Source organism: Paenibacillus sp. JZ16 (assembly GCF_015326965.1).
Lineage (GTDB): Bacteria > Bacillota > Bacilli > Paenibacillales > Paenibacillaceae > Paenibacillus_AQ.
On record NZ_CP017659.1, the window covers coordinates 7,389,858 to 7,413,878 of the forward strand.

Annotated in this window: 10 protein-coding genes and 2 pseudogenes; 11 read left to right on the forward strand and 1 reads right to left on the reverse strand. The window is 50.2% G+C overall.

The features are described from left to right. The first annotated feature begins 21 nt into the window (after nucleotides 1-21). The 10 genes and pseudogenes from BJP58_RS33270 to BJP58_RS33310 all read left to right on the forward strand — a co-directional run bounded on the left by BJP58_RS33270 (nucleotide 22) and on the right by BJP58_RS33310 (nucleotide 21,339). Nucleotides 22-4,623 (forward strand): glycosyl hydrolase family 28 protein, encoded by a 4,602-nt coding sequence (locus BJP58_RS33270; RefSeq protein ID WP_233354831.1) that lies wholly within the window; start codon nucleotides 22-24, stop codon nucleotides 4,621-4,623. Between the two features lie 363 nt (nucleotides 4,624-4,986). Continuing rightward, on the forward strand, nucleotides 4,987-5,982 hold the full coding sequence (locus BJP58_RS33275; RefSeq protein WP_194542221.1) for an ABC transporter permease: 996 nt from the start codon (nucleotides 4,987-4,989) through the stop codon (nucleotides 5,980-5,982). A 32-nt stretch (nucleotides 5,983-6,014) separates the two neighbouring features. After that, on the forward strand, nucleotides 6,015-6,878 hold the full coding sequence (locus BJP58_RS33280) for a carbohydrate ABC transporter permease (protein WP_233354832.1): 864 nt from the start codon (nucleotides 6,015-6,017) through the stop codon (nucleotides 6,876-6,878). A 111-nt stretch (nucleotides 6,879-6,989) separates the two neighbouring features. After that, nucleotides 6,990-8,585, forward strand: a complete 1,596-nt coding sequence (locus tag BJP58_RS33285) for an extracellular solute-binding protein (RefSeq protein WP_194542222.1) — start codon at nucleotides 6,990-6,992, stop codon at nucleotides 8,583-8,585. 98 nt (nucleotides 8,586-8,683) lie between these two features. Continuing rightward, complete coding sequence (locus BJP58_RS33290; protein WP_194542223.1) at nucleotides 8,684-10,897, forward strand: helix-turn-helix domain-containing protein; 2,214 nt, start codon at nucleotides 8,684-8,686, stop codon at nucleotides 10,895-10,897. Nucleotides 10,898-11,296: 399 nt separating this feature from the next. Further along, complete coding sequence (locus BJP58_RS33295) at nucleotides 11,297-12,901, forward strand: extracellular solute-binding protein (RefSeq protein ID WP_194542224.1); 1,605 nt, start codon at nucleotides 11,297-11,299, stop codon at nucleotides 12,899-12,901. A gap of 23 nt (nucleotides 12,902-12,924) precedes the next feature. Beyond that, nucleotides 12,925-14,349: a glycosyl hydrolase family 28 protein gene (locus BJP58_RS33300; RefSeq protein ID WP_194542225.1), complete on the forward strand. Its 1,425-nt coding sequence runs from the start codon at nucleotides 12,925-12,927 to the stop codon at nucleotides 14,347-14,349. 1,819 nt (nucleotides 14,350-16,168) lie between these two features. Beyond that, nucleotides 16,169-18,466, forward strand: a pseudogene (locus BJP58_RS33815) (discoidin domain-containing protein); the annotation flags it as partial. A gap of 99 nt (nucleotides 18,467-18,565) precedes the next feature. Beyond that, a pseudogene (locus BJP58_RS33820) lies at nucleotides 18,566-19,144 on the forward strand (endonuclease); the annotation flags it as partial. Between the two features lie 59 nt (nucleotides 19,145-19,203). Then, nucleotides 19,204-21,339, forward strand: a complete 2,136-nt coding sequence (locus tag BJP58_RS33310; protein WP_194542227.1) for an RICIN domain-containing protein — start codon at nucleotides 19,204-19,206, stop codon at nucleotides 21,337-21,339. 107 nt (nucleotides 21,340-21,446) lie between these two features. Here the strand turns inward: BJP58_RS33310 and arfA are convergent, their stop codons facing one another. Beyond that, nucleotides 21,447-22,958 carry an arabinosylfuranosidase ArfA gene (gene arfA, locus BJP58_RS33315; RefSeq protein WP_194542228.1) on the reverse strand — a complete coding sequence of 504 codons (1,512 nt, stop codon included), beginning with the start codon at nucleotides 22,956-22,958 and terminating at the stop codon, nucleotides 21,447-21,449. Nucleotides 22,959-23,100: 142 nt separating this feature from the next. Between arfA and BJP58_RS33320 the strand changes: the two genes are divergently transcribed. Then, the gene (locus BJP58_RS33320) at nucleotides 23,101-24,009 is read left to right on the forward strand and encodes an ArsR/SmtB family transcription factor (protein WP_194542229.1); all 909 of its coding nucleotides are present in this window, start codon (nucleotides 23,101-23,103) and stop codon (nucleotides 24,007-24,009) included. The last annotated feature ends 12 nt before the right edge of the window (nucleotides 24,010-24,021 follow it).

The window sequence follows — 24,021 nt, forward strand, 5'->3', positions numbered from 1 at the left end:
AATTTGTTTGGAGGAAGATAAATGAGTAGGACCGTCGTATATCCGGCGCCGGCCGGCGCACCAGGCAAGGACGATTTTGCCGTCCGGGTAAGAGTGCCCGATGGAGAATGGCAAGAGCTGTTCGTTTATTGTGTAAAGGTAGACATGCATGAGATACGGGAAGCCTCGATGGTTTATTTCGATATGGAGGGGGAAGTGGAGGTTGAGGTCACCAGCCTTCGGGCAGATATTCACGAAGCCGTCATTCGCCCCCGGTCCACCGGAATCACATACGAGCTGCTGGGGAATACCCTGGTATTCCGATTGGATAATCCGCGTAAGTTATCCATTGAAGTGAACGGTGATCGATTCCATAATCTGCATTTGTTCGCTAATCCGTTGGAGACGGATGCGCCGGACCCGTCCGGAGAGAATGTGGATGTCATAGAGCCGGGCATTCATCGCAAGGAGCATCTGAAAGCTTTGGCCCAGCGTGAAAACAGAATGTTAAGCGCGCCGAACGTCATCTATTTCGCTCCGGGAATGCATTGGATTGAGGAAACGCTTCTGCACATCCCGTCCGATACTACGGTCTATCTCGCCGGAGGAGCGGTATTGATGGGTTCCCTCGTCTGTACGCATGCAGAAAATGTGACGATTTGCGGTCGAGGCATCATCTATTTGGAACCTTTTCACCGTTTCTCGGCCTTTCGAGCGATACGGCTGCAGTACTCGCGCAATGTCCTTGTCGAAGGGGTTATCGCGGTGGACCCCCCGCATTACAGCATTTACATCGGGCAGTCGGAGAACATCACGATCCGGAACTTCAAAGCCTTCAGCACCCGCGGTTGGTCCGACGGGATTGACGTCATGGCCAGTTCCCGCATTGAGATCGACGACATCTTCATGCGCAATTCCGATGATTGCATCGCGATCTACGGAAGTCGGTGGCAATACGAGGGTAACTCGAGCCATATCAGGGTCCGGAATGCTATCTTGTGGGCGGATGTCGCCCATGCCTTGAACATGGGGGGCCACGGGAACCACCTGGAGAATGGAGATACGATTCACGATATCCGGTTTGAGAACATCGATGTACTGGAGCATCATGAGCCGCAGCCCGGTTATCGAGGAGCCCTGTCGATTAATGCGGGCGACAACAATGTCGTAAGGGATATCGTTTATGAGAATATTCGAGTGGAGGACATCGAGACGTGTCAATTATTCGATATTCGGGTGCTCTGGAACGAGAAGTATAACCCCGTGCCGGGCAAGGCGATTGAGAATGTTGTCTTTAGGAATATCACTTATGACGGAAAAAAGACATATCCGTCCCGGATACACGGGTATGACGCGGAACGGGGAGTGACCGGCGTTCGGTTTATTGATGTGCGGATCAATGGATCCTACCTGAGTGATCTTGATCTGGATCATTTCGACGTTAATGAGCATGCAACTCGCATATCTCTCGAACGGTCAGGTCAAATGGTTCGAGAGGAGTTGCAAGTGCTGGTCGACCGGGCCGAGCGATTGCTCGAAGAGAACGGGTGCTATTATACGGAAGGAGCTAAGCTGGCACTCTTGGATATGCTCCGCCCTGCCAAAGCGGCTTTGGCTGGCCACGCCCCACTCCCATTCATCCGAAATCGGGAATTTTTCCTGCCCCGGGAGGAAGAGGCGGCTCAGTTTGCCTTGGAGCGGTATACCATGGTGCCTCCGTTCAGGGACAGGGGGAGCGTATACAGCCGTTATGGGCTCAAAGCGGCTTTGGAATGGTTTGAAGGCCAGGATCTTCGCAACGGCGGACTCGATGCATTGCGGGAGAGGATCGCGCTAGTCGTAAGCAAAGCTAGGGAACTGCTTAGTCAGTCCCGTCTAGGAAAGGCGCCGGGTTGTTACAGCCGGGAAGCGGCTGTGCGCTTGGAAGAAGCGGTACGCAAGGTTGAGGAAGCGATGCTCGCTAACCTTCAACCGGAATGCGGCAACCTCGCTGCGCTGGCGAAAGCGGCTGCAGCTTGCTTCGACCGTCTCCGTGAATTCCGCCATTCCCGGGTGCTGCGAACCGATATCGATTTGACAGCCTCCCTATATCTGACCCAAGAGGGCCTGGAGCGGGTGAAGACCAACATCGCTGCCGATCCTCTGCTTAAGGGACAATATGAACAGATTGCCCGGATCTCGGATCTGTATAGCCCGGAGGACATCGAACGTGTCATGTCTCTCGTCATGAGCGGGGAAGACCGGTATCAGGAGATGAACCAACACTTTTATTTGTGGAGTTCGACAGATAAACTCATCAACTTCAAAACGCCGGCCGGAGCGGCGAAAGCAACCGTTTCGTTCGTACTGCCGGCTGAGGAGAACGAACAAGAAGGATTGGGCCATGTCTGGATCGACAATGTAGCGATTCTGTCGGCGAACGGCGAGAATCTGAACATTCCCAACGGCGGTTTCGACGAAGGAGAGGGGGAGCCCTTCGCTTGGCGCCCCCAGTCTATGAGGGGCAATCCTGTTATGGAATGGGAGAGCCGGTACCCCTTCTGCGGCGGCGGGGACCGGAAGCGGCCAGGGGTGTCCAATCCGTCTTCGCAGGTCTGCGTTTCAAGCCCGAAAGTGGGAGCTAATCGTTCGCTTTATATCTGTAACCCGACCGGACAAGACGAAGGGGCATGGGTCTGTACGCAGGATGTTGCGGTAGACGGCGAGGGGATGTACACACTGACTTTCCAGGCCAAGCTGGACGGGAAGCTTAAGCGGGGGCTGAAGGCGGTCATCACATTCAAGAATCGGACTGACCAGGTTATCGGCACCTACAGCTGTTACTTCAATCGCAAGTCTTCGTTGCCCGGGGGAGGCTTCTTGCTTCCCATGCAGTGCGACGCCATTCAATACGCGCTGACAGGGGATTTAACGTTGGCTCACAAGGTCAAGAACCAACTCCTGTACATTTTCCATGATTTTTGTCAGGGAGCGGAGCATTGGATGGTCACAAACCTGCGCCCGGAGGGCAGCGACAGCTACGGCGCCGTTCAAGGCGGGAGAGTGCTGTGCGCGGCAGCGGTAAGCTATTCCTTGATTCGCAATGCCGATGTCTTTGCCGAAGAGGAGAAAGCGCGCTTCTATGCGTTGACGGAATATATGCTGCGGTACATGCTGGACCTGCGGGACCGGACCGAATGGACCCCGTTCGAAGCTCAGGAGGGCTGCAACAACTGGCAGACGGACATGTGCGCGGGCACCGCGTATATGATGATGGCCCTGCCGGACTTCCCCAACCGGCAAACCTGGTTGAACAATGCCCATTTTATGCTGAAAGCCCAATTGGAGTTGAATGTGAACCCGGATTCGTCATGGCCTGAATCCATCCGCTACCATCACGCGGCGTTAGAACGCTTTGCCGGCTATGCCAAAGTTGCGGACAACGTATTGAGCGAGAACTGGTTCGCCGATACACCTTTGCTGCGCATGTTCGGCTTCAGCGTCGACGTGCAAACGCCTGGGTATGCGTACTTTGACGGGCGAATCGGAACGCCGCCCTTCGGCGACCATGCTTTGGGCGGCGGTGCGGAGTTCGGCATGATGGCCACGTATCTGCCTGCCGCGGTTAAGCTGGACCGAGAGCTGGCCGACAGGATGTACCATACGTGGAAGGCGGCCGGCAAACCTTTTAAGAGATTGTGGGGAGAAAGCATCGCCTTGGAGAACCTTCTGGGCGAAGGGGATGCTTATAAGCCCTCCTCTTCCCTGTCGCTTGGGTCTACAGGCGATTATCCCGATGCGGGCATTACCGTTTTTCGCAAGGGCTTCGGCAGCGGAAGGGAGAGCTACTTTGCCATCATGTCAAGCCCCAAGCGAATCGGGCATGGGCATCTGGATCAAGGGTCCTTCATGCTGTACAAGAACTCGATTCCCTTGGTGATGGATTCGGGAATCGAAGGGTACTTCGACAGCAGCACGCCATGGCATATCAGCTCCTATTCGCACGCCTGCCTGCAGTTTGCAACCCGAAGAACCGACAGGCCAACTGCCGCCGGGGGTTCTATCAATTTGTCCGCCGGAACGTACAGTCTTGAGCGGGGATGGGTGGATGTGCCGCCGACGAGCAAAGTGCTGGAACGGTCTCTCGGCAATGCTGTGGAGAGTATCACAATCGAGATAGCCAATCCGGAAGGCCCAGGCCGGCATATCCGGCATGTCATGTATATTCGGGAGTCTGATCTATATCTCATTCGGGATACATTGGAGAACTTTGACGGTCCGGTGCTATTCAGCCTTCCTGTTGCCGCCGAGCAGGCGAGCGTTGAAGGGAATCGGGTGGATTCGCGCGGGGGTTACGGGGTGGATCTGGAGACCGTATTTCTCACTCCGGTGACATCCATCCGATTGGAGCAAGGGCGATCCACACCGTTCTTCGGCAGCCGAGACAGCAGCTTTTCCATGATGAGCTATATCCGGGCGGTAGCAGAAGCAAGCCAGGGATTTCTGACCGTGCTGTATCCGAAGGAGCGCGGCGCATCGGCATTGCGTACCGAAACCGGAACCGGGACAGGGGCCTATATTCTTCATACTGATCAGCATCGGATCCTATTGGAGGCGGTTCCCGGCGCCTACGGAATGAAGTTGCTCGAAATCGAACGATTGTAAGAATCTGTTGAATATTTACTAATTAAGAAAAAAGGTACAGTTCTTCGAGATAGTAGAAGCAGCTGTACCTTTATATCTTATAGTGGACTTATAAAGAAAGCTTAGTCGCGGGTATGATGCAGTTCCATCCTCGGGTTTATTTGGCATGCCATTGCAAGGGGCCATCGGGAGTTCTATTATGCTTCTTTTATGTGAAATTTGATATAAATTTTTGGTTTTAATTGCTTTAAATCCACCTAAGAGAGAAAAAACAATGTTTTTTGAAAGAATCAATAATAAATTTAATGATTTTAAAATAGAAAAAGCGCTTTCACAGCTCTACAATGTGAGACATAACCAGTCTCGCTGAAAGGAGTTTAATACATGAACACAACCAATGCCCCTGACACTGGCGGCATAGGAAGCCCCCATAAGAAGTTGAAAAAGTCGTCCGGGACATGGGGCGGCCATGTTAAGCAAATCGGGAGGGATTATCTAAAGAACAGATACTTGCTATTGATGCTTTTTCCCGTTTTGGTCTGGTATGGCATATTCGCTTACGGTCCCATGTACGGGGTTCAATTAGCTTTCAAAGACTTTTCCATTAAAGAAGGCATTTGGGGCAGCCCGTGGGTAGGATTGAAGCACTTTGAATATTTATTCACTGCTTCGCCGCAATTTCCGCAGATCATGAAGAACACAATCATCATCAGCTTTTATCAAATCATTTTCGGATTTCCGGCCCCGATCATTCTGGCGCTTTTGTTCAATGAAATCCGGGTTTCGTTTTTCAAGAAAGTTGCCCAAACGCTCTCTTATTTGCCGCATTTCTTGTCTTGGATCGTCCTAGGTGGAATTCTGATGACGCTTTTATCGCCATCCACCGGTGTCGTCAACCACATTTTGGGGGTGTTCGGTTTTGAACCGATCTATTTCCTCGGATCTGAAAAATATTTCCGCTTTACGCTCGTAGTATCAGCCTTATGGAAGGAAGTCGGGTGGGGGACCATTATTTACCTGGCGGCCCTATCCAGTATTGATTCGCAAATGTATGAAGCGGCCGTCATCGACGGAGCGAGCCGTTGGAAGCAAACGATCTATATTACACTTCCTGCTCTCATGCCGGTCATTGCCATATTGCTCATTTTACGGGTTGGCAATGTGCTCGATGCCGGATTCGACCAAATTTTCAACTTGTATTCCCCTGCCGTTTACGGTGTCGCCGACATACTCGACACTTATGTTTACCGAATAGGCTTGCAGGAATTCCAATTCAGCTTGACTACGGCTGTTGGTTTGTTCAAGAACGTTGTCGGGTTAATGCTGGTAATGACATCAAATTACTTTATCAAAAAGATGGGGCAGGAAGGCCTCTATTAAGTTAAACCAGATTTGAGAGGTGTGAGAACAACTTGCTTCTAACCAAAGGTGAAAAAATCTTTCAGGGGTTTCTCATTGTCGGCATCATGCTGTTATGTCTCGTCATGGTCTATCCGTTCTTGCATGTGCTATCCATTTCGCTCAGTACTCCCGCGGAAGCGCTGCGTCCGGGCATTCATCTCTATCCCAAGGAAATCTCTCTGTTTGCCTGGAAGCGCGTATTGACGACGGACAGTATATGGGGGGCGTTTGGGATTACCGTTTTCAGGACGGTAGTGGGCACCCTGCTTTCTCTGGTATTTATGTGCATGGCTGCCTACCCGCTGTCCCGTAAATATTTGCCCCATCGCGGGTTTTACACAACGTTTATTATTATCACCATGTTCTTTAGCGGCGGTCTGATTCCGACGTATTTGCTGATTAAATCGCTGGGCTTGATCAATTCGGTGTGGGTCTATATTATACCTGGACTAGTCAGCACCTTTTCCTTGATTATCCTTCGCAACTTTTTCATGACGATTCCGAATGAACTGGAGGATTCGGCGAAGATGGATGGCGCGAATGACATTCGCATTCTAGTTCAGATTGTTGTGCCGTTGTCAGCCCCCGTGCTAGCAACGCTCGCGCTTTGGGCTGCGGTAGCGCATTGGAATAATTGGTTCGATGCGATGTTGTATATGCAAGATAAAACTAAGATTACACTGCAGTTACTATTGAGAAGGCTTGTGATCGCCAATATGGCTGATCCGATGATGCCTGTGCCGACGGAGGAGGAAGATCCCGAAATGGTGAAAGCGGCAATTATCATGTTTACCGCCTTGCCCATATTGGTTGTTTACCCGTTCTTGCAACGATATTTTGTTAAAGGCGTTATGGTAGGGTCGATCAAAGGATAGTAGCGACTTCAGTAGAGGTTGTTCAGTACCACTTGGTTTAAACAGCAGCCGTCCTATCGCGTGTTTGCTGTTTAAATAGATGAACTAAAAGATAAAGGGAGGCACACATCAATGAAACACAGTAAAATGAACTGGAGGATCTTAACAACCCTCCTGCTGTCTCTGGCGCTTGTTCTAAGCGCTTGCAGCGGAAGTGGGAACTCGAACAGTTCAGAGGGCGGCAACAACGTCAGTAACCATACGGGAAATGAGAAGGAGGCGCCTCAAGAGGAACCGATCGAGATTGTGTGGGCGAACAACTTTAGCGCGCCTGAAGCAGATGGTAACTATGTGCAGACTGAAATCGAAAAGAAATTCAATGTAAAGATTAAAAATATTAAGCTGGAAAGATGGGGCTGGAAGGAGCAATTTTCCGTCTACCTGGCATCCGATGAAATTCCGGATATCTTCCCGATCGACGCTAATGAAACAGACATGGCGACGTGGGCGAAGCAGGGGATCCTCGCCCGTCTTGATCGAGCCGAGATCGAAGCCAACATGCCGAATTATGCCGCAGCACTCCATGAGTACGATCCTGATGCTTGGATCGTAGGCATGATTGACGGAGAAAATTGGGGCATTCCTAAATATTGGCCGCCGGGCAATGACGGTTTCATTCCGGGTTATAATAAGACCTGGCTGGAAAACATCGGCTATAGCGAACCACCGAAGACACTCGAGGAATTTGAAGATGTGCTGACAAAATTCACGAAGAACGATCCGGACAAAAATGGCAAGAACGACACTTATGGGATGTCGGCTAGGGGCAAACTGCCCATCCAGATGTTCACTTCCGTATTCAGTGCCCATGCCGTGAGCCCATACCAGTTCAAGCTGGATGCCGAAGGCAAGGTTACCTGGGGAGCCCTGACGGAAGAGACGCGAACAGCGTTAAAACTTCTCAACAAATGGTATCAGGATGGATTGATCGATCCGGAGTTTATTACGAACGATAATAATGAAATTCAAGAGAAGTTTGTGAATCAGAAAATCGGGGTTGTAGACAATGCGGGATGGGTCAACTTCAATCCAGATTCAGGATACGTGACAAAGGCCGCGCTTGAGGTCGGAATAATCAATACGCCGGGCGTGTCGCTTGTCGGTCCGAACGGCGATGCATTCGCATTCGCATACGGAGCTCGCCAGGCGCCAGTATTGCTGGGCGCACAAGTTGAAACAGATGAACAGAAACGTAAGAAAATCTATGAAATTCTAGATTGGGTATCGACAAGTGAAGAAGGCTGGTTGTTAACCGTTAAAGGACAAGAAGGTGTGAGCTACAATTTCGACGAGAACGGATATCCTGTGATGAGTACGGATGAAAATGTTGCGGCGGAAAAATTGGGTTATAACAGCTTCTATAACCCGCTAACTCACATTGACATCAGCAAGCAGAAGTACAGCTATGATTCTGCAATGATAGAACTGAGGGACCAGATTATGCCGGGAGTTGTACCATTGCTGGATGTATTGGGTCCTACGCATATGGAAAGTAAAGCTGAATATTGGAGTAATCTGTTAACGCTGCAGGACACGTTTATCATTAAAGCGATTTACGGAGAAGCCAACACGGACGATGACTTTGATAAGTTCAAAGCGGACTGGCTGCGTTCCGGCGGACAAGCGGTGCTTGATGAAGCCAATAAAATTTATCAGGAGCGCAAGTAATAAGGATAAGGCCGGCTTGTAAGATGCAAGTCGGTTTTTCTTTCACAGCTCGAGCTCGAATGTTGTTGTGTAGAGGGAATGCACTCGGGGGGAATATTTTGTTGAAAAAAGTGCTGCCTTTCTATAGAGATACCTTATTCAACCGTCTCATCTTGTCGTATACGGCATTGGCTGTCGTCCTGCTTGGTCTGGCAGGAGGTTACATGTATACCCAGGCCAATCAAATGATGGTGAGGGAAATCGCAAGTGACAGTCAAAGCCGGCTCATCAGTGTGAAGGATTATATGGAAGGTTCGTTGCTCGAGAAATATGAAGCCGATCATTTGAATAAAGTACTGTCGACCATCTTTGCGCGAAACCATTCGAACTTGAATTATTTATTGAAGGACAGTTGGGAAGAAAATCTCGGCCGTATTATTATTTTTCAAAAAGATCTTGTGATGTATAAACAAGTCCTTGATGGCGTATATAATTTGACGGTTTATTTTCGCACGGGCGACTACATCGTAGACAGCAATTCTTTCTATATGAAACCGGATCATTCCAGCGATGTCGACTTTATAAACGGCCTGCAAAATACCGTTTATAACCGCTGGATGCACCGGACGTTATCCAATGACAAGCAGGTGATGACGTATGTGGTCAAGCTCCCGTATGAGACATCGCCAGAACCGCAAGGCTATCTCTTCGTCGATGTCGATCTGGACTATCTGAATCAGAATACGACAGAAATTTATGGTTCCACCGATGATCGGTTCTATATTTTCGATGCAACTGGGAACCTGCTCTTGCAGACTGCCGAGGCCGGTTCGGAGGAAATGCGGCTGCTCCAGCATACCATTGCTTCCGGGGAATCCGTCAAAGAAATCAGTGACGATGAACACGGTACCGTTGTAGTGTCCTATCTCGACAGCTCGAATTCGAAGAACAGTTGGACCTATGTGATGATTCGTCCTGTGAGCTCGTTCGTACTCGCTTCCAAACAATTAAAGACAAATATATTTGTAGGCTGCAGCCTTGTGCTTTTGTTCGGACTGGTGGTCTCCTACATGATCTCCAAGCGTTTCTATATCCCGATGAAAAGGCTGATCCAACATATTCGTAATCTGTATCATCCGGCCATGTCCCAGAATCAGGCGAACGAATACACCATCATCGGCAACACGCTTCATTATATGGGCCGGAAAATCGAGGTTCTGGAAACGCAAGCTCAGAAGAACGAAATGATTAATCTGGTTTTGGGGGCTAGTCTCGGTCTGGAGCATTTGGATACCCTGCCAAGAGGGTGTCGCTATCAATTAATGCATATCCGCTTTATCAAAGGCGACAGTGAGACTTTCAAGGAACAATTCGCGGCACTCGACCATCAGGTGAGCTACGAACTGGTTTGCTTAACCGCGCAGGAAGCGGCCGTCATCTTCATTACACATGCAAGTGAAGGGACGGACGAAGAGGCCAATCTTGCGGAGCTGGAAAGAGCGAAACAGGTATTGGGCGACGCGTTTCGTTATGGTGCGGGTATGGGCGTGCCGGTGCAATCCCCCGAAGAGATTCCGATCTCCTATCGCTCGGCTCAGCAGGCTTATCGCTATTGCTTCATATTCGGACGGGAAGCGATGATCGCCCAATCGACGATTTCGGCTCTAAAGCCTAAATCCCATTTGCTTTCTCTTGATATTTTTCAAAATGCGCTTAAAGCCGGAGAAGTTGGAGAGGTGAATCGATTCATCGACGAGTTTATGTCGGTTCTGAAGGAACGGAACCTGCAGCTTGAATCTGTTGAATTAGCGCTGCTCCAATTCGTTTCCGCTTTGTATGAAACGGTGATTGAGTTAAAGATGCAGGAGCTCGTTTCCCCCTCGAATCTGTTCGATGAACTGAGGAAAGAGACGTTGGAGGAAACGGTCAGCTCGATTCGCAACCTGGCCGAACGGATCGCGATTCACATGCGGGATTCGGGCAATCGTGGGCGGACGGAAGTCGTTTATAAGCTGAAAACGTATATCAATGAGCATCTGCAAGACGATTTGTCGCTTAATGTGCTGTCCGAAGTGGCATCGCTTGGTCCTGCATATGTATCCACTTTATTCGGTGAAGTCATGAACGAATCGTTCACCGAATATGTGACCCGTACAAGACTGGAGAAAGCGGCCGATTTGCTGAGAGCGGACGACAAGCTGTCCGTCAAAGAAATTGCGGCACTTGTTGGTTACCGCAACCATCAATACTTTCATGTTAAGTTCAAAGAGCGTTTCGGCGTTACGCCGGTTCAGTATAGACAAACGAAACTGAAGTCCGGCTTAGCTGAATAGCGCGCAGCTAATCCAAATCCCTAACAAACAGTCTGATTACGGGCTGTTTGTTTCTCATTTTTGATTGAAATTGAAAGAATTAAAAACAATCGAAAGATTTTGAAATAGAAAAAAGCGCTTACAATCGTTAAAATCAATTCATGCAATCCTCGCTTTAAGTGCGAGTTCAAAAAGTCGGGTTTCTAGGACCGAGAAGGTTGGATGAAGCTAGGGACTGAGTAGCGGAGCGTAGACAGATCTACGTGAGCAACGGAAGGCCCGGCTGAATTCAAGATTCGACGTCGATTCCGCTCCCTGTACTACCTCGTCATGGGAAGACGACTTTTTGAACAACCTCTTTAACGGAAAGGCAGTGTGCCGGTATAAATAGAAAAACAAAAAAAGGGGTGGCTACAAACAATGAAACACAGCAAGAAGAGTTGGTTGGGATTCTTGAGCATTATCCTGATGGTTGCGTTTACCGCAGCCGGATGCAGCCATGCAAGCGGAGCGGCAACGAAACCGCCGACTTCCACTGACAAGCAGGAAGACAGCCACAATTCGGAGAAAACGGAAGCGCCGATCGTGATCACCTGGGCGAACGGCATTAACCCTCCCGAGAATGACAACAACGATGTGCAACAACAAATCGAAAAAAAGTTCAACGTCAAAATCAAAAATATCAGACTGGAGCGTTCCACTTGGAAAGAAAAGTTCAACGTTCTGCTAGCTTCCGGCCAAATTCCTGACATTTTTCCGGTTGACGGGGACATGACGGATATGGCTACCTGGGCAGATCAAGGTCTTATTGCCTCCATCTCCAGGGAAGAAATTGAAAAACTCATGCCGAATTATGCTAAACATCTGAATGCCGAAGACCCTGAAGCATGGGAAGTCGGCCTCTACAACGGAAAGTACTGGGGGATTCCCAAAGAATGGCCGCTAGGCAATGACGGGCTTCTTCCCGGATACAATGAAAACTGGCTGAAGGCGATCGGTTACAGTGAGCCTCCTAGAACACTCGACCAGCTGCATGATGTGCTTACCAAATTCGTCAATGACGATCCTGACGGTAACGGCAGGAAAGATACATACGGCATGACGGCCCGCGGCAAACTGCCGGTTCAGATGTTCACCTCCATATTCTCGGCTTACGGCGTGTCGCCCTATTTATTTATAAACAATGATGACGGCAGCGGGATTGTGTACGGCGGGATAACGGAGCAAACAAGGTCCGCTCTCAAGACGCTAAATCAGTGGTACAAGGAGGGATTGATCGATCCAGAATTCATTACAGCGGATAATCTGCAGATTAACGAAAAGTTCGTGAACCGGAAGATCGGCTACGTGGATAACATGGGATGGAGCGGCTACTACAAGGAATCTGGGTATATTACAAGACCCGCGCTGGAAAAAGGGATTCAGGTCGTTGCCGGAACGCCGCTTATCGGACCGGCGGGCAAACCGTACGCATTCTCTTACGGTTCTCGTCAAGCCCCACTTATGCTGGGCGTCCATCTGGAGGAGGACGGCAAAAAACGGCAGAAGATACAGCAAATTCTCGAGTGGGTGTCGACCGACCCGGAAGGGTGGCTGCTGACCACACAGGGGGTAGAGGGCGTTAACTACGATATGGTAGACGGAAAAGCCGTCGCACGGACGGGTACGGAAGCGGAAACGAACAAAACAGGTGCGGGCAGCTTCTACAATCCGCTCGCCTGGGTAAATCAGGAGTTTACCGCCAAATACAGCACCAAGCAAGATGCGTTGGAATTAGAGGAGAAGATCAACCGAGGGTATATCCCGTTGAGAGACGTTTTGCAAGCAGCCGTTCTGGAATCCAAAACGCAATATTGGCCGCATCTTCAGAGCATGCAGGACACTTATCTGATCAAAGCGATCATCGGCGAAGAGAATACGGATTCCGATTTTGACACATTCAAGGCGCAATGGCTGAAATCAGGCGGCCAAGCTCTAACGGACGAAGTCAATCAGGTATACAAGGAGCGCAGCGCTCAAAATTAGATTAAGAAAAGGATGAGACATTCATGACATATGAGTCGAATCGATTAATCACCTACGTCGCCCCCGCGGGAGCGGTAGGAAACTCGGATTTTACGGTGCGCGTCCGGCAGGGACAAGGGGAATGGCGGCAGCTGTTCAGCTATAACGTTAAGGTGGATATGCATGATGTGCGGAACGCCTCTATGGTCTATTTCGATTGCGACGGGGAGGTTGAAGTCGAAGTGATCAAGAATGAAGGAGAAATTCGCGACGCGGCGATCCGACCCGTTGCATGGGGGATTGACAGCGTTATTAACGAAAACCGGGTTACATTTACGATGGACGGACCTCGCAAATTATCGCTTGAAGTGAATGGGGAACGCTTTCACAATCTGCATATTTTCGCTAATCCGGTCGAAGATGGTTCGCCGATGCAGGACGATCCTGGCGTCCTGGTCATTGCTCCGGGCAAACATCAGACCGAAGACCTTCAACGTCTGATCACGCCGGAAGTATCGGTCATCTACTTCGATGCCGGCATACATGTTCTGGACCAGCCGCAATTCCGCTTGCCTTCCGGAATGACGGTCTACGTCGCCGGAGGAGCGGTCGTCTATGGGGCGTTCATCTGCGATCATGTAAGGGATGTGACGATCAGAGGCCGCGGGATCGTCTATATGTCCGACTTCGAGAAGACGACATATTACCGTGCTGTTGAAATCACATTCTCCGAGCATGTAACCGTTGAAGGAATCATTGTCATCGATCCGCCTCATTATACCGTTCTGATCGGGAGTTCCAGGCATATCGCGATCCGCAACATTAAATCGTTCAGTACCCGCGGGTGGTCGGACGGCATCGATATGATGGCAAGTGCTCATGTGGACATTGACGATGTGTTTCTGCGGACGTCCGACGATTGCATCGCAATCTATGGCAGCCGCTGGAACTATCAAGGGGACACAAGGGATATCATCATCCGTAATTCCGTCTTATGGGCGGACGTAGCCCATCCGATGAATGTCGGCGGACACGGCAATCACGAAAAAGGGGACATCGTCGAAAACATCCTCTTCGAAAATATCGATGTGCTGGAGCATCATGAGCCGCAGCCTTACTACTGGGGCTGTATGTCGATTAATTGTGGCGACAACAATACCGTTCGGAATGTGACCTATCGGAATATCCGGATCGAACCGTTCGAGCTCGGGCAACTGATCGACATCCGCGTGCTCTTTAATCCCAAATATAATCCATGTCCCGGCTTCCGGATAGAAAATATTTATTTCGACGAGATCACTTTCAACGGAACTTGCGATAACCCGTCCTGTATTGCAGGCTTCGATGAGTCCAGATACGTAAAGGGGGTGAAGTTCCGAAATTTGCGAATCAATCATCGGCATATCCTGAGTCCGGCTTCCGGAAATATTCGGATTGGCGAGTTCGCACATGACATCAAGTTTACGTAATTCAAAGCGTATGATAATCGAAATGGAGGCGTGCAGCGTGAAGGGCAACAGAAGATCAGGTGAAGTGTTGAAAAAGTGTCTAACGTTACTCATTTTCGTCAGCATGACCGCCATGTTCCTGCCCTTGACAGCAGGAACTGCGGCGGCGGAAACACCCCCGAATTCACTCATAACAGAATATTTGCCTACAATTCACGAGGTCATTGATGAAAGCGGATTCAAACATCCGGGTATCGGACTGACCAAGGAAATACTCGTGAATTTGCAAACGCAGGTCCGGGCGCAAAAAGAACCTTGGAAAACCTATTTCGACCAGTTGGTCGCGTCGACTGATCCATGGGGAACTCCGCTTGCGACCCGGACGATAACATCCAGATATTCAGACGGCTGTTTTTGCAACCAGGGCTTTAATGAAAAATTCGTATGGGACGGTCTAACCGCTTATACACAGGCTCTTATGTATGTAATTACGGGCGATGAGGTCTATCGGGCCAACACGATGCACATTATCCGCAACTGGGAGCAGATGGACCCAGCGAATTATGCGTACTTCGTCGATTCGCATATTCATACGGGTATTCCTCTCTACCGTATGGTTTCCGCCGCAGAGATTATGAGGTATACCAGCACGCAGACGCCGGAACTGGAATGGACAGACCAAGATACGGCCAATTTCACGAATAATGTGATCGTTCCGGTCACCGATACCTTTAATCATACGAACAGCCGTTTTATGAACCAGCATCTGTATCCGCTGATCGGATCCATATCCGGATATATCTTCACCGGCAATATCGAGCGATATCGTGAGGCAGTCGAGTGGTTTACGGTGAACAAGACGGCTGAGGATCAGCACATAAACGGTTCCATCCAAAGATTGTTTCGTTTGGTCGATACGAATGCAGTGACGGGAGAGAAGGTGGAGGTTCCGCAGGTGCAGATTGTGGAGATGGGCAGAGACCAGGCCCACAGCACCGGGGACGTCATCAATGTCTCCATTATATCGCGTCTGTTGCAGGCCCAGGGAACCAAGGTAGACCCGGTAGACGGCACGGTTTCTACAGCGGAGGATGCCGTTACCACATATGATTTTCTGGACAAACGTATTCTGGCAGGCGCCGACTATTTTGCCCGGTATATGAACGGCTATGATACGCCTTGGATCCCGACAGAGGCGCGTATGCGGGAGGATGGCAATCCGGTCATTTACCAAGTATTGAGTACCGAATATCATGGTAGAATTGGCGGCAATGCCTATGATCTCTACTATTACTACAAATATGAGCAAGGCCTGGACATGGAGCAAGTTGCTCCGTACTTCACCGAGATGTTTAAGAAGAGGACGAATTACCATTGGGCATCCCGCGATTCCGGAGGGGAATATTGGCTGTATATCCCCAAGGAAGCTGAGGTTGAGGGAGCAACAACTCTCCCGAAGGTTGACCCGAACCCGAATTGGAAGGAGATCGAGGATCGGTTCACCAGCTTGGATGGCAACTCGACTGTCATGCAAGAGGACGATGTTTCCTTCGTCCGCATCATGGCCACGGAATCCGGCAGCAAAATTGCTTTGGTTCAATCCGACAGCGATACGAGATCGATCGGATACAAGATTCGAACCAATGGAGAGGCGAAGCTGGAAGCCTTCGGCGAAGCAATCACGTTGCCGGATACGGAGGGGCAATGGAGATATATCTACTATAATCTCCCGAAAGACCAGGGGCTCCGGACTATGAATTATTTCACGATAATAGGCAACGGAACGACGGTCGACATCGACCATCTCAACGTTAATGCAGCCAATGAGCTGACGCCGCCGATGTTTCAAGCGGGAGATACCGCTCTGAATTTATTTGGCTATGAAGGGGCAGAGGCGACGCTTCACTATGATTTCTCGGCAACGGATGCGGATCCGTCCGAGGTTGTGACCTATCGGATTGCGGATGCCCCTGAAGGCGCTGTGTTTGATACCGGCACCGGTGCATTTGATTGGAAGCCTGCACAAGCCGGAACTTATGCTTTCGTCGTGGAAGCCTCCGATGGCACAACGATATCTGTCAAGGATGTTACAGTGACTGTCTCTGAGGATCGTCAGTCTGTCGTGAATGTGATCATTGCACCTTATGACGACGATACGGATTATATTTGGGCAACGTTCGATACGTATAAACAAGTATACGAGGATACGATGAGCGTCATAGACACGGCAACGGACGCCGACTTCTATGAGAAGGTGGCGACCCTGCGTGATGCGGTGCAAGGACTCCAGTTAACAACGCCGTTGCATACCGACGGCAGCATCAATTATATGAATATGTTCTTGTCTTCCGGCTTTAATCCGACGGTTTTTTTGGATGGTGTCCCGAGTACGTTTGGGAATACAACGATTAATATGGGCATTCATATGGACATGGGGCCTGATTTCCGGGTTTCGGCCAGTAGCTTCGGGATTCAGGCACGGGCAGGCTTTCCTGAACGCGGCGGCGGCATGACGATGTACGGGTCCAATGACAATGAAAACTGGACGCGATTGACGCCGGGGGAGACCGTCGTGACACCAGCTATGCAAACATTGACGGTGTCGCCAGAGCTCCAGAATGCGCAATTCCGTTTTCTGAAAATCCAAATGATTCAACAACCGTACGATGCTCCCTTTCCAGAATTGTCCGAGTTTCGGATTTTCGGTAAGCGACACGAGGTCATCAACAAGATCTCATCGGTCTCCATCGGTTCGGATCAGGCTTTTGGTGGGCGGATTGTCAGGGGAGACACGGTGAAATTGTCTTTCCAATCGACGGAAGCTATTCAGAATGTGAAGGTTACACTTCAAGGGATAGATGCGAACGTCCATTCGGCGGATGGCCTGAATTGGACGGCCGAGGCGGTCATGGGACCGGATGCGGAGCCCGGCACGGTGTTGTTTAAACTCAACTATCGAACGACGGAAGGCATCGATGCCCCGGAAACCTTGTTTGTAACCGACGGCTCACGCTTGATACTGGTGGATGAATCGGACGTGATCAACGATGTGACGTCCATTGCTGAAGTGAGCGATTCCTACGGCAGATCGCCGGCTGACGCGATGGCAATGGCGAATCATTTGTTCGATGGAAATCCGAATACGGCGACCGATTACCGCTTGAACGGAAGCGGTGCCGGAGCATGGGTACAATTTGACTTCGGTGAAGGCGGATCTGTGCAATTGTCCTATGTGGAGCTGCTGGCAAGGCAAGACGGGTACTATGGCAGAATTAACGGCACGGTTATTCAGGGCTCCAACGACAATGCGACATGGACGACCCTATCCACGGGAGCGATCCCTACGCGGGATTGGCAGATCTTGTCGGTTAGCGACAATACGCCTTACCGGTATATTCGCATTATCAATGGGAACGCCTGGTTCGGAAACATGTCCGAAGTGAGATTCCACGGAACGTCCAAAGTGTTGAAGAAGCTCAGTTCGGTGACCATCAGCTCGGATCAAGGCATAGTCAACCGAATTAAAACCGGGGATACGGTGAAACTGGCCTTCACTGCGATGGAACCGATCCAGATGGTCGACGTGAAGATTCAAGGCCAAGTTGCGACGGTCTCGTCGGATGACAATATCAACTGGACGGCGGAAGCGGTCATGGGTGTCCATGCAACGCCGGGACCCGTAGATTTCAGCATCCATTACCAAACGTCCGAAGGATTGGATACGCCGGCAAAAACATCAACTACAGATGGATCTTCCTTAACCTTGGCCGATGAATCGGAATTGATAGGCGGCGTGACATCCATTGCGGATGTGACGGATTCCTATGGCAGATCGCCGGCTGATGCGATTGCAATGGCAAATCATTTGTTCGATGGAAATCCGAATACGGCGACTGATTACCGTCTGAACGGAAGCGGTGCCGGAGCATGGGTTCAATTTGACTTTCGAGAAGCTAAAGTGAAATTAAAGGTTGTGGAACTGCTGGCAAGGCAAGATGGATACTACACCAGGATCAAAGGCACAGTCATTCAGGGCTCCAATGACCATTCGAACTGGACGACGATCTCACCGTTAGCGGCATCTACGAAGGACTGGCAGAGCTTAATCATTAATGACGATACCGCCTATCGGTATATCCGCATTATGAATGGGAACGCCTGGTTCGGAAACATGTCCGAAGTAAGATTCCACGGCGATCTGGATTATGATGCAGACGAAACGCCGCTTGCCGACGGAGTTCCGGGGAAACCGGTTCTATCCGACGATAACGGACATGACGCAGGCCTGAAGGACGGCAGCTATACCGTCACGATGAACCTGTGGTGGGGGAATAACGGCACCGAATTCAGGCTGTACGAGAACGGCAATCTTATTCGTACGCAGATGCTGACGGACAACTCGCCTCAAGAGCAAACCGTGAAGACGGATGTTGAGGGCAAGCCGAACGGTTCGTACACGTACACATGCGAACTGATGAACGTATTTGGCGCAACGGCTTGCGACCCTCTTGTTGTCAACGTCACCGACGCGGCTCCAGGCAAACCGGTATTGTCCCATAACAACTGGGACGGAGACGGGAATTACGATGTTGCCATGAACATGTGGTGGGGAACGAACGGCACCGAATACTGCCTGTACGAGAACGGTGAGTTGATCGATACGCAGACGCTGAGCGAAGCTACGCCGAACGCCCAGAAAGCGGTAACGAATATTTTCGGCAGGGAGCCGGGCGTATACGAGTATCGAGCCGAACTGGTCAATGCCGCAGGGGAGACGTCCAGCGAGACGATTACGATTATCCTCAAGCAGCAATAAGGATGTGGTATTGGGGGCTAGGCACCGGAATATCAAAGACGGTAAAGGAGGCGAATAGGATGGTATTTTTAAAATTGAGAAGTCGTTTTCCCAAGGTTCTCTCAAAAATGCTGTGCTTTGCATTGGTCTTGGCTAGCTTTGCCGCGCTTGTAAGCAACGAGACAGCGGAAGCGGCAGTTTCACCGCTGATTACTTCTTACAAGCCACAGGTGCAAAATGTGGATACAAATGTTTCCTATACCCATTCATCGGGGAATACGGTCTCGGGCGTCATTCATCATCCGGGCATTGCAGTGAGACAGATGGACTTAGACAACATGCGCGATCACGTAAGAGCGGGGGATGAGCCTTGGAATGCGGCGTTTCAAGCTTTTGCCGCCGACTCGCAATCCAGTAAATCGCCAAGAATCTATTATGAAGATAATTATATGTTCAAGCACTTTCAAGGACCTTGGGGGTTTACAAACCCTGAGACGGGAGTTTATTACAATAATCCCGCCGAATATGTAGGAATGCGGGCCAATACCGACTCTGAGACCGCTTTTATGCAGGCGATTATGTGGTATATTACCGGCGATGAAACGTATCGCGCCAATGCCATGAAAATCATCAGAAGTTATTCTTCCGCAGAGGATTGCGTTACCCATACGAACTTCCGTTTTGCAACAATGAGTTATCTTCTCTCGGCAGCAGCCGAAATCTTGCGTTATTCCGATACGCCTACGGCAAGTCTGAAATGGACGAATGCGGATACGGCGAATCTTACTCACCTCATGGACATCGTTTCCGTTACTTATAACGCGCATACCTTCTTTATGAATCAGCACCAGTTTACGGTGATGGGAACAATGGGTAGAGCGATCTTCACCAATGATCTTCAGCTTTACGATGAGGCGGTAGAAGCCGCGACAGTAAATGCCGCAGGCGATCAAGGGGGGAGAAACGGTTCCATTAAGCATCAGATGCGGTGGATGACGGCAAATGAGCGAACGGGAGCGCCGTTAGCCCCGGCGGACTACCATGTGCAGGCCATCGAAATGGGGCGCGATGCAGGACATTCTTACGCGAATATCGCCGGATTGTCAACATTGGCGCAGACCATCTACGCCCAAGGCACCAAGGTTGACCCGGTCACCGGAGCGAGGTCTACAGCCTCCAATGCGGTCAATGTGTTCAACTTCCTGGACGACCGGCTGCTTGCAGGAACCACTTATCTGCTTAAATATCACTTGGGTTATGATGTATTATGGACTCCCGCTCGGGCAAACCAAAGCAGTTCGATTGTATATTTTGATACGATTAACCCGGACGGAAGAGGCAGAATCGATCCTTTCCACAGTGTTTTGTATAATTATTACAAATATATTGAAAATCGGGATATGACCGGGGAGAAGTACAAATATTTGGCTTATGCCTATGAAACGAGAATGCCGGAGGTGGCGTTTAAGGATTACCCGCTTTTCACGTTGCTGTACACGCCCGATGCGGCCAAGACGGTCGGCCTGGGCAACAAGATCACGTTAGGATCGATAACAGGATTGACGGCAACGGCGGCGGGTGCGAATACGATCTACTTAAGCTGGACAGGTGTGCCGAAGGCGTTGGGGTATAATATCTACCGGTCCACAGATTCGAATGGGAATTTTGTTAAAATCAGCAGCGCCCCCACTGCAGCGACATTATATCGTGATACCAACTTAACCCCTGATACGACCTACTATTATCAGGTAGAAGTAGCCGGAGGATCGAAATCCTCCGCCGTAGCTGCAACTACTGGAGGAGCTTCGGGGACGGCTTCGATCAGATTCAAGAACGCCGCCACCGGCTTGTATATCGATGGGATGGGCCGCACGGAGAGCGGCTCCGCTGCCGCGCAATGGAGCTCCAGCACCAGCAATAATCAGCGGTGGATTGAGGAAATTAGCGGGAGCTATGTGCGATTTAAGAATGTCGCAACCGGACTATACCTGGATGGGATGGGCCGTACGGCGAACGGCTCCGCTGCCGGACAATGGAGCGGCAGCAACAGCAATAGACAGCAATGGGCGGTTTCGATCGACGGCAACACCGTACGGCTGCAAAATCGCGAAACGGCGTTATATTTGGACGGGATTGGCCGCACAACCAACGGCGATGATCTGGGCCAATGGAGTGGAGGCGGCAGCGCCAACCAAAGATGGCAGATTGTAAACTAAATTGAGTTGCTGCGTAAAAACATAAGCCACCAATACCGAATCGGAATTGAGTGGCTTATGTTCTTATGGCATAGCTTAGATGTAACTTGCCTCATACCCTTGTCTCATTAAATTCTTGTTGTCTCCAAGCGAATGACGTTCCAGGAAGCTCGGCTTAGCACGGAATGCACTCGTCCTTTATCGACCTTGGATTGGCCTCCGGACCGAGGCGCGACCCGGTTCGGCTCGGTCTTGGTATTGACCGCCTTCAAGTCGTCGCTCTCCAGAACGATATGTTCGATTAAACGAACCTCCTCAAAGCTGCGGACGTCGACATTGAGTTCCATGGGTTCCTCAAGATGCCGATTTACCGCAAAGATCGTCAGAACGCCCTGTTCTTCATCGAAGACGCTAACCGATTCAAGATAGGGAACATCCGTAAAATCCTTAGTATCGTATTTGGGAGAATCAACGATGGACTGCAGAACCGTACCTCTACCGAAATTGGAAGCATGGAGGAAAGGATAGTAAGTTGTCTGTAGCCAGAGTGATCCGCCTGTCTCCGTCATGATCGGAGCAATTGTATTGATCAGTTGAGCTAGGCAAGCCATCTTCACACGGTCGGAATGCTTAAGCATCGTAATCAGATAACAGCCGACGGCCAGCGCGTCTTCAAAGGTGTACACGTCCTCGAACTCGGGAGGAGCAACTTGCCAGCGCTCAGAGGCGCGGCTGGAGCCTATGGTGTGCCATACGTTCCATTCGTCCAGTGAGAGCATGATTTTCTTCTTGCTTCGTTTTTTAGCTTGAACATAGTCGCAGATCGAAGTCACGCTGGCGATGAATTGGTCAAGATCCAGCGAGCTTGCAAGGAAGTTGCCCGTATCTCCCTCGTTATTGTTGTAATAAGCGTGCAGCGACAGGTAATCAACTTGCTCGTAGGCGAGGTCCAAGACCGTCGCTTCCCACTCTGCAAAGGTTGATATTCCCCGGGATGAACTCCCGCAAGCGACCAGTTCGATGGAAGGGTCTACCCAGCGCATGACTTTGGCCGCTTCGTTAGCAAGCCGTCCGTACTCTACCGCCGTCTTGGCTCCGATTTGCCAAGGTCCGTCCATTTCGTTTCCGAGACACCACGTTTTGAAGCGGTGGGGCTTGCGGTAGCCATGGGAGATACGCAGGTCGCTCCAGTAGGAACCGGAAGGATGGTTGCAGTATTCTACGAAATTTCTTGCATCATCCACCCCCCTTGTCCCGAGATTGACGGCCATCATTACTTCCGTTCCGGCAAGTTTGGCCCATTCCGCAAAATCGTTCGTTCCTACCTCATTCGTCTCTGTTGTCCACCAGGCAAGCTCCAGCTTACGCTTTCGCTCCGACTTTGGACCAACACCGTCTTCCCAGTTGTATCCGGATACGAAATTACCGCCAGGGTATCGGACAATCGGGACCTTGAGCGCCTTAATCGCTTCAAGCGCATCTCTCCGAAATCCGTCGGCTTCGGCGGTCGGATGTCCAGGTTCGTAAATCCCGCCGTAAACGGCTCGTCCCAAATGTTCGATAAAAGAGCCGTATATCCGGGGGTCCACAGCGGAAACTGCATAATGCTTGTCGATAAGCATGTTGGAGCGGATTGTCATAGAATAGTCTCCTTTAGAATTAAGTTATAAGCGAAATCAAAAATACGTTGAAATCCTATTATATTCGTAACATAATGGAATTACCCTGACAACTATAAGTTACAGGATTCGTATAAAACAAAATTCTTAATGAGGTGATGGTGTGTTGATTTCCACTGATTTGGATTCGCTTCGCGTGTATGAAGCGTTAGCCAGCGAAGTGCGATTAAAAATCATCGAAAAATTGTTTGAGAAAGAGAGACATGTGAAAGAGCTGGCAGCGGAGTTGTTCCTGAGTAACGCGGTCGTCAGCGGGCATATTCGTAAACTTGAAGAGGCCGGCATTGTCGGCAGTAAAATGAAGAGAATAGACGGAGGAACATACAAGGTTTGTTTTGTGAAGTTGGAGTTTCTGCAAATTAAGCTATCTCCAGATGCTCCTGCATCCCTAAGCTTCCACGAGTTATCCCTGCCCATCGGACATTATACGGATTACGAAGTCTGGCCGACCTGCGGCATCGCGACCACGGAGAAGCTTATCGGCCAATATGATAATCCGGCCTGTTTCATCGAGCCGGAGAGAGTGAACGCGGGCATTTTGTGGACCGCCAAAGGCTGGGTGGAATATAAAATTCCGAATTATTTGCATAAGGATCAGCGGCTATATGAGATTGAAATATCGCTGGAGATCGGTTCAGAAGCGCCGCGCGTGAATGAGAATTGGCCTTCAGACATTTGCTTTTTTCTCAATGAGAAGCCTTTAGGGGTATGGAGGAGCCCGGGTGACTTCGGGAAGACGCGGGGACGATTGACGCCGGAATGGTGGCATTCGGACGTGAATCAATACGGTTTATTGAAGGTGCTTCGAATCAAGGAGACAGGCACCTATATCGATGGGCAGAGAATTTCCGACATCGGTCTCTGTGATATTGAGACAAACGCGATGAATTGGACATTTCGAATTGCCGCGGAAGATACGGGACGGGGGCGAGGAGGCCTTACTCTCTATGGCAAAGGCTTCGGCAACTACAATCAAGATATCATCGTTAGAAGCTTTTATACTTACCGATAAAAAGACGGCGTC

What these genes read in the sequence shown, in the direction of transcription:
- BJP58_RS33270 (WP_233354831.1), top strand. Translation starts at nt 22, where the DNA reads ATGAGTAGGACCGTCGTATATCCGGCGCCGGCCGGCGCACCAGGCAAG.
- BJP58_RS33275 (WP_194542221.1), top strand. Translation starts at nt 4,987, where the DNA reads ATGAACACAACCAATGCCCCTGACACTGGCGGCATAGGAAGCCCCCAT.
- BJP58_RS33285 (WP_194542222.1), top strand. Translation starts at nt 6,990, where the DNA reads ATGAAACACAGTAAAATGAACTGGAGGATCTTAACAACCCTCCTGCTG.
- BJP58_RS33295 (WP_194542224.1), top strand. Translation starts at nt 11,297, where the DNA reads ATGAAACACAGCAAGAAGAGTTGGTTGGGATTCTTGAGCATTATCCTG.
- BJP58_RS33300 (WP_194542225.1), top strand. Translation starts at nt 12,925, where the DNA reads ATGACATATGAGTCGAATCGATTAATCACCTACGTCGCCCCCGCGGGA.
- BJP58_RS33310 (WP_194542227.1), top strand. Translation starts at nt 19,204, where the DNA reads ATGGTATTTTTAAAATTGAGAAGTCGTTTTCCCAAGGTTCTCTCAAAA.
- arfA (WP_194542228.1), bottom strand. Translation starts at nt 22,958, where the DNA reads ATGACAATCCGCTCCAACATGCTTATCGACAAGCATTATGCAGTTTCC.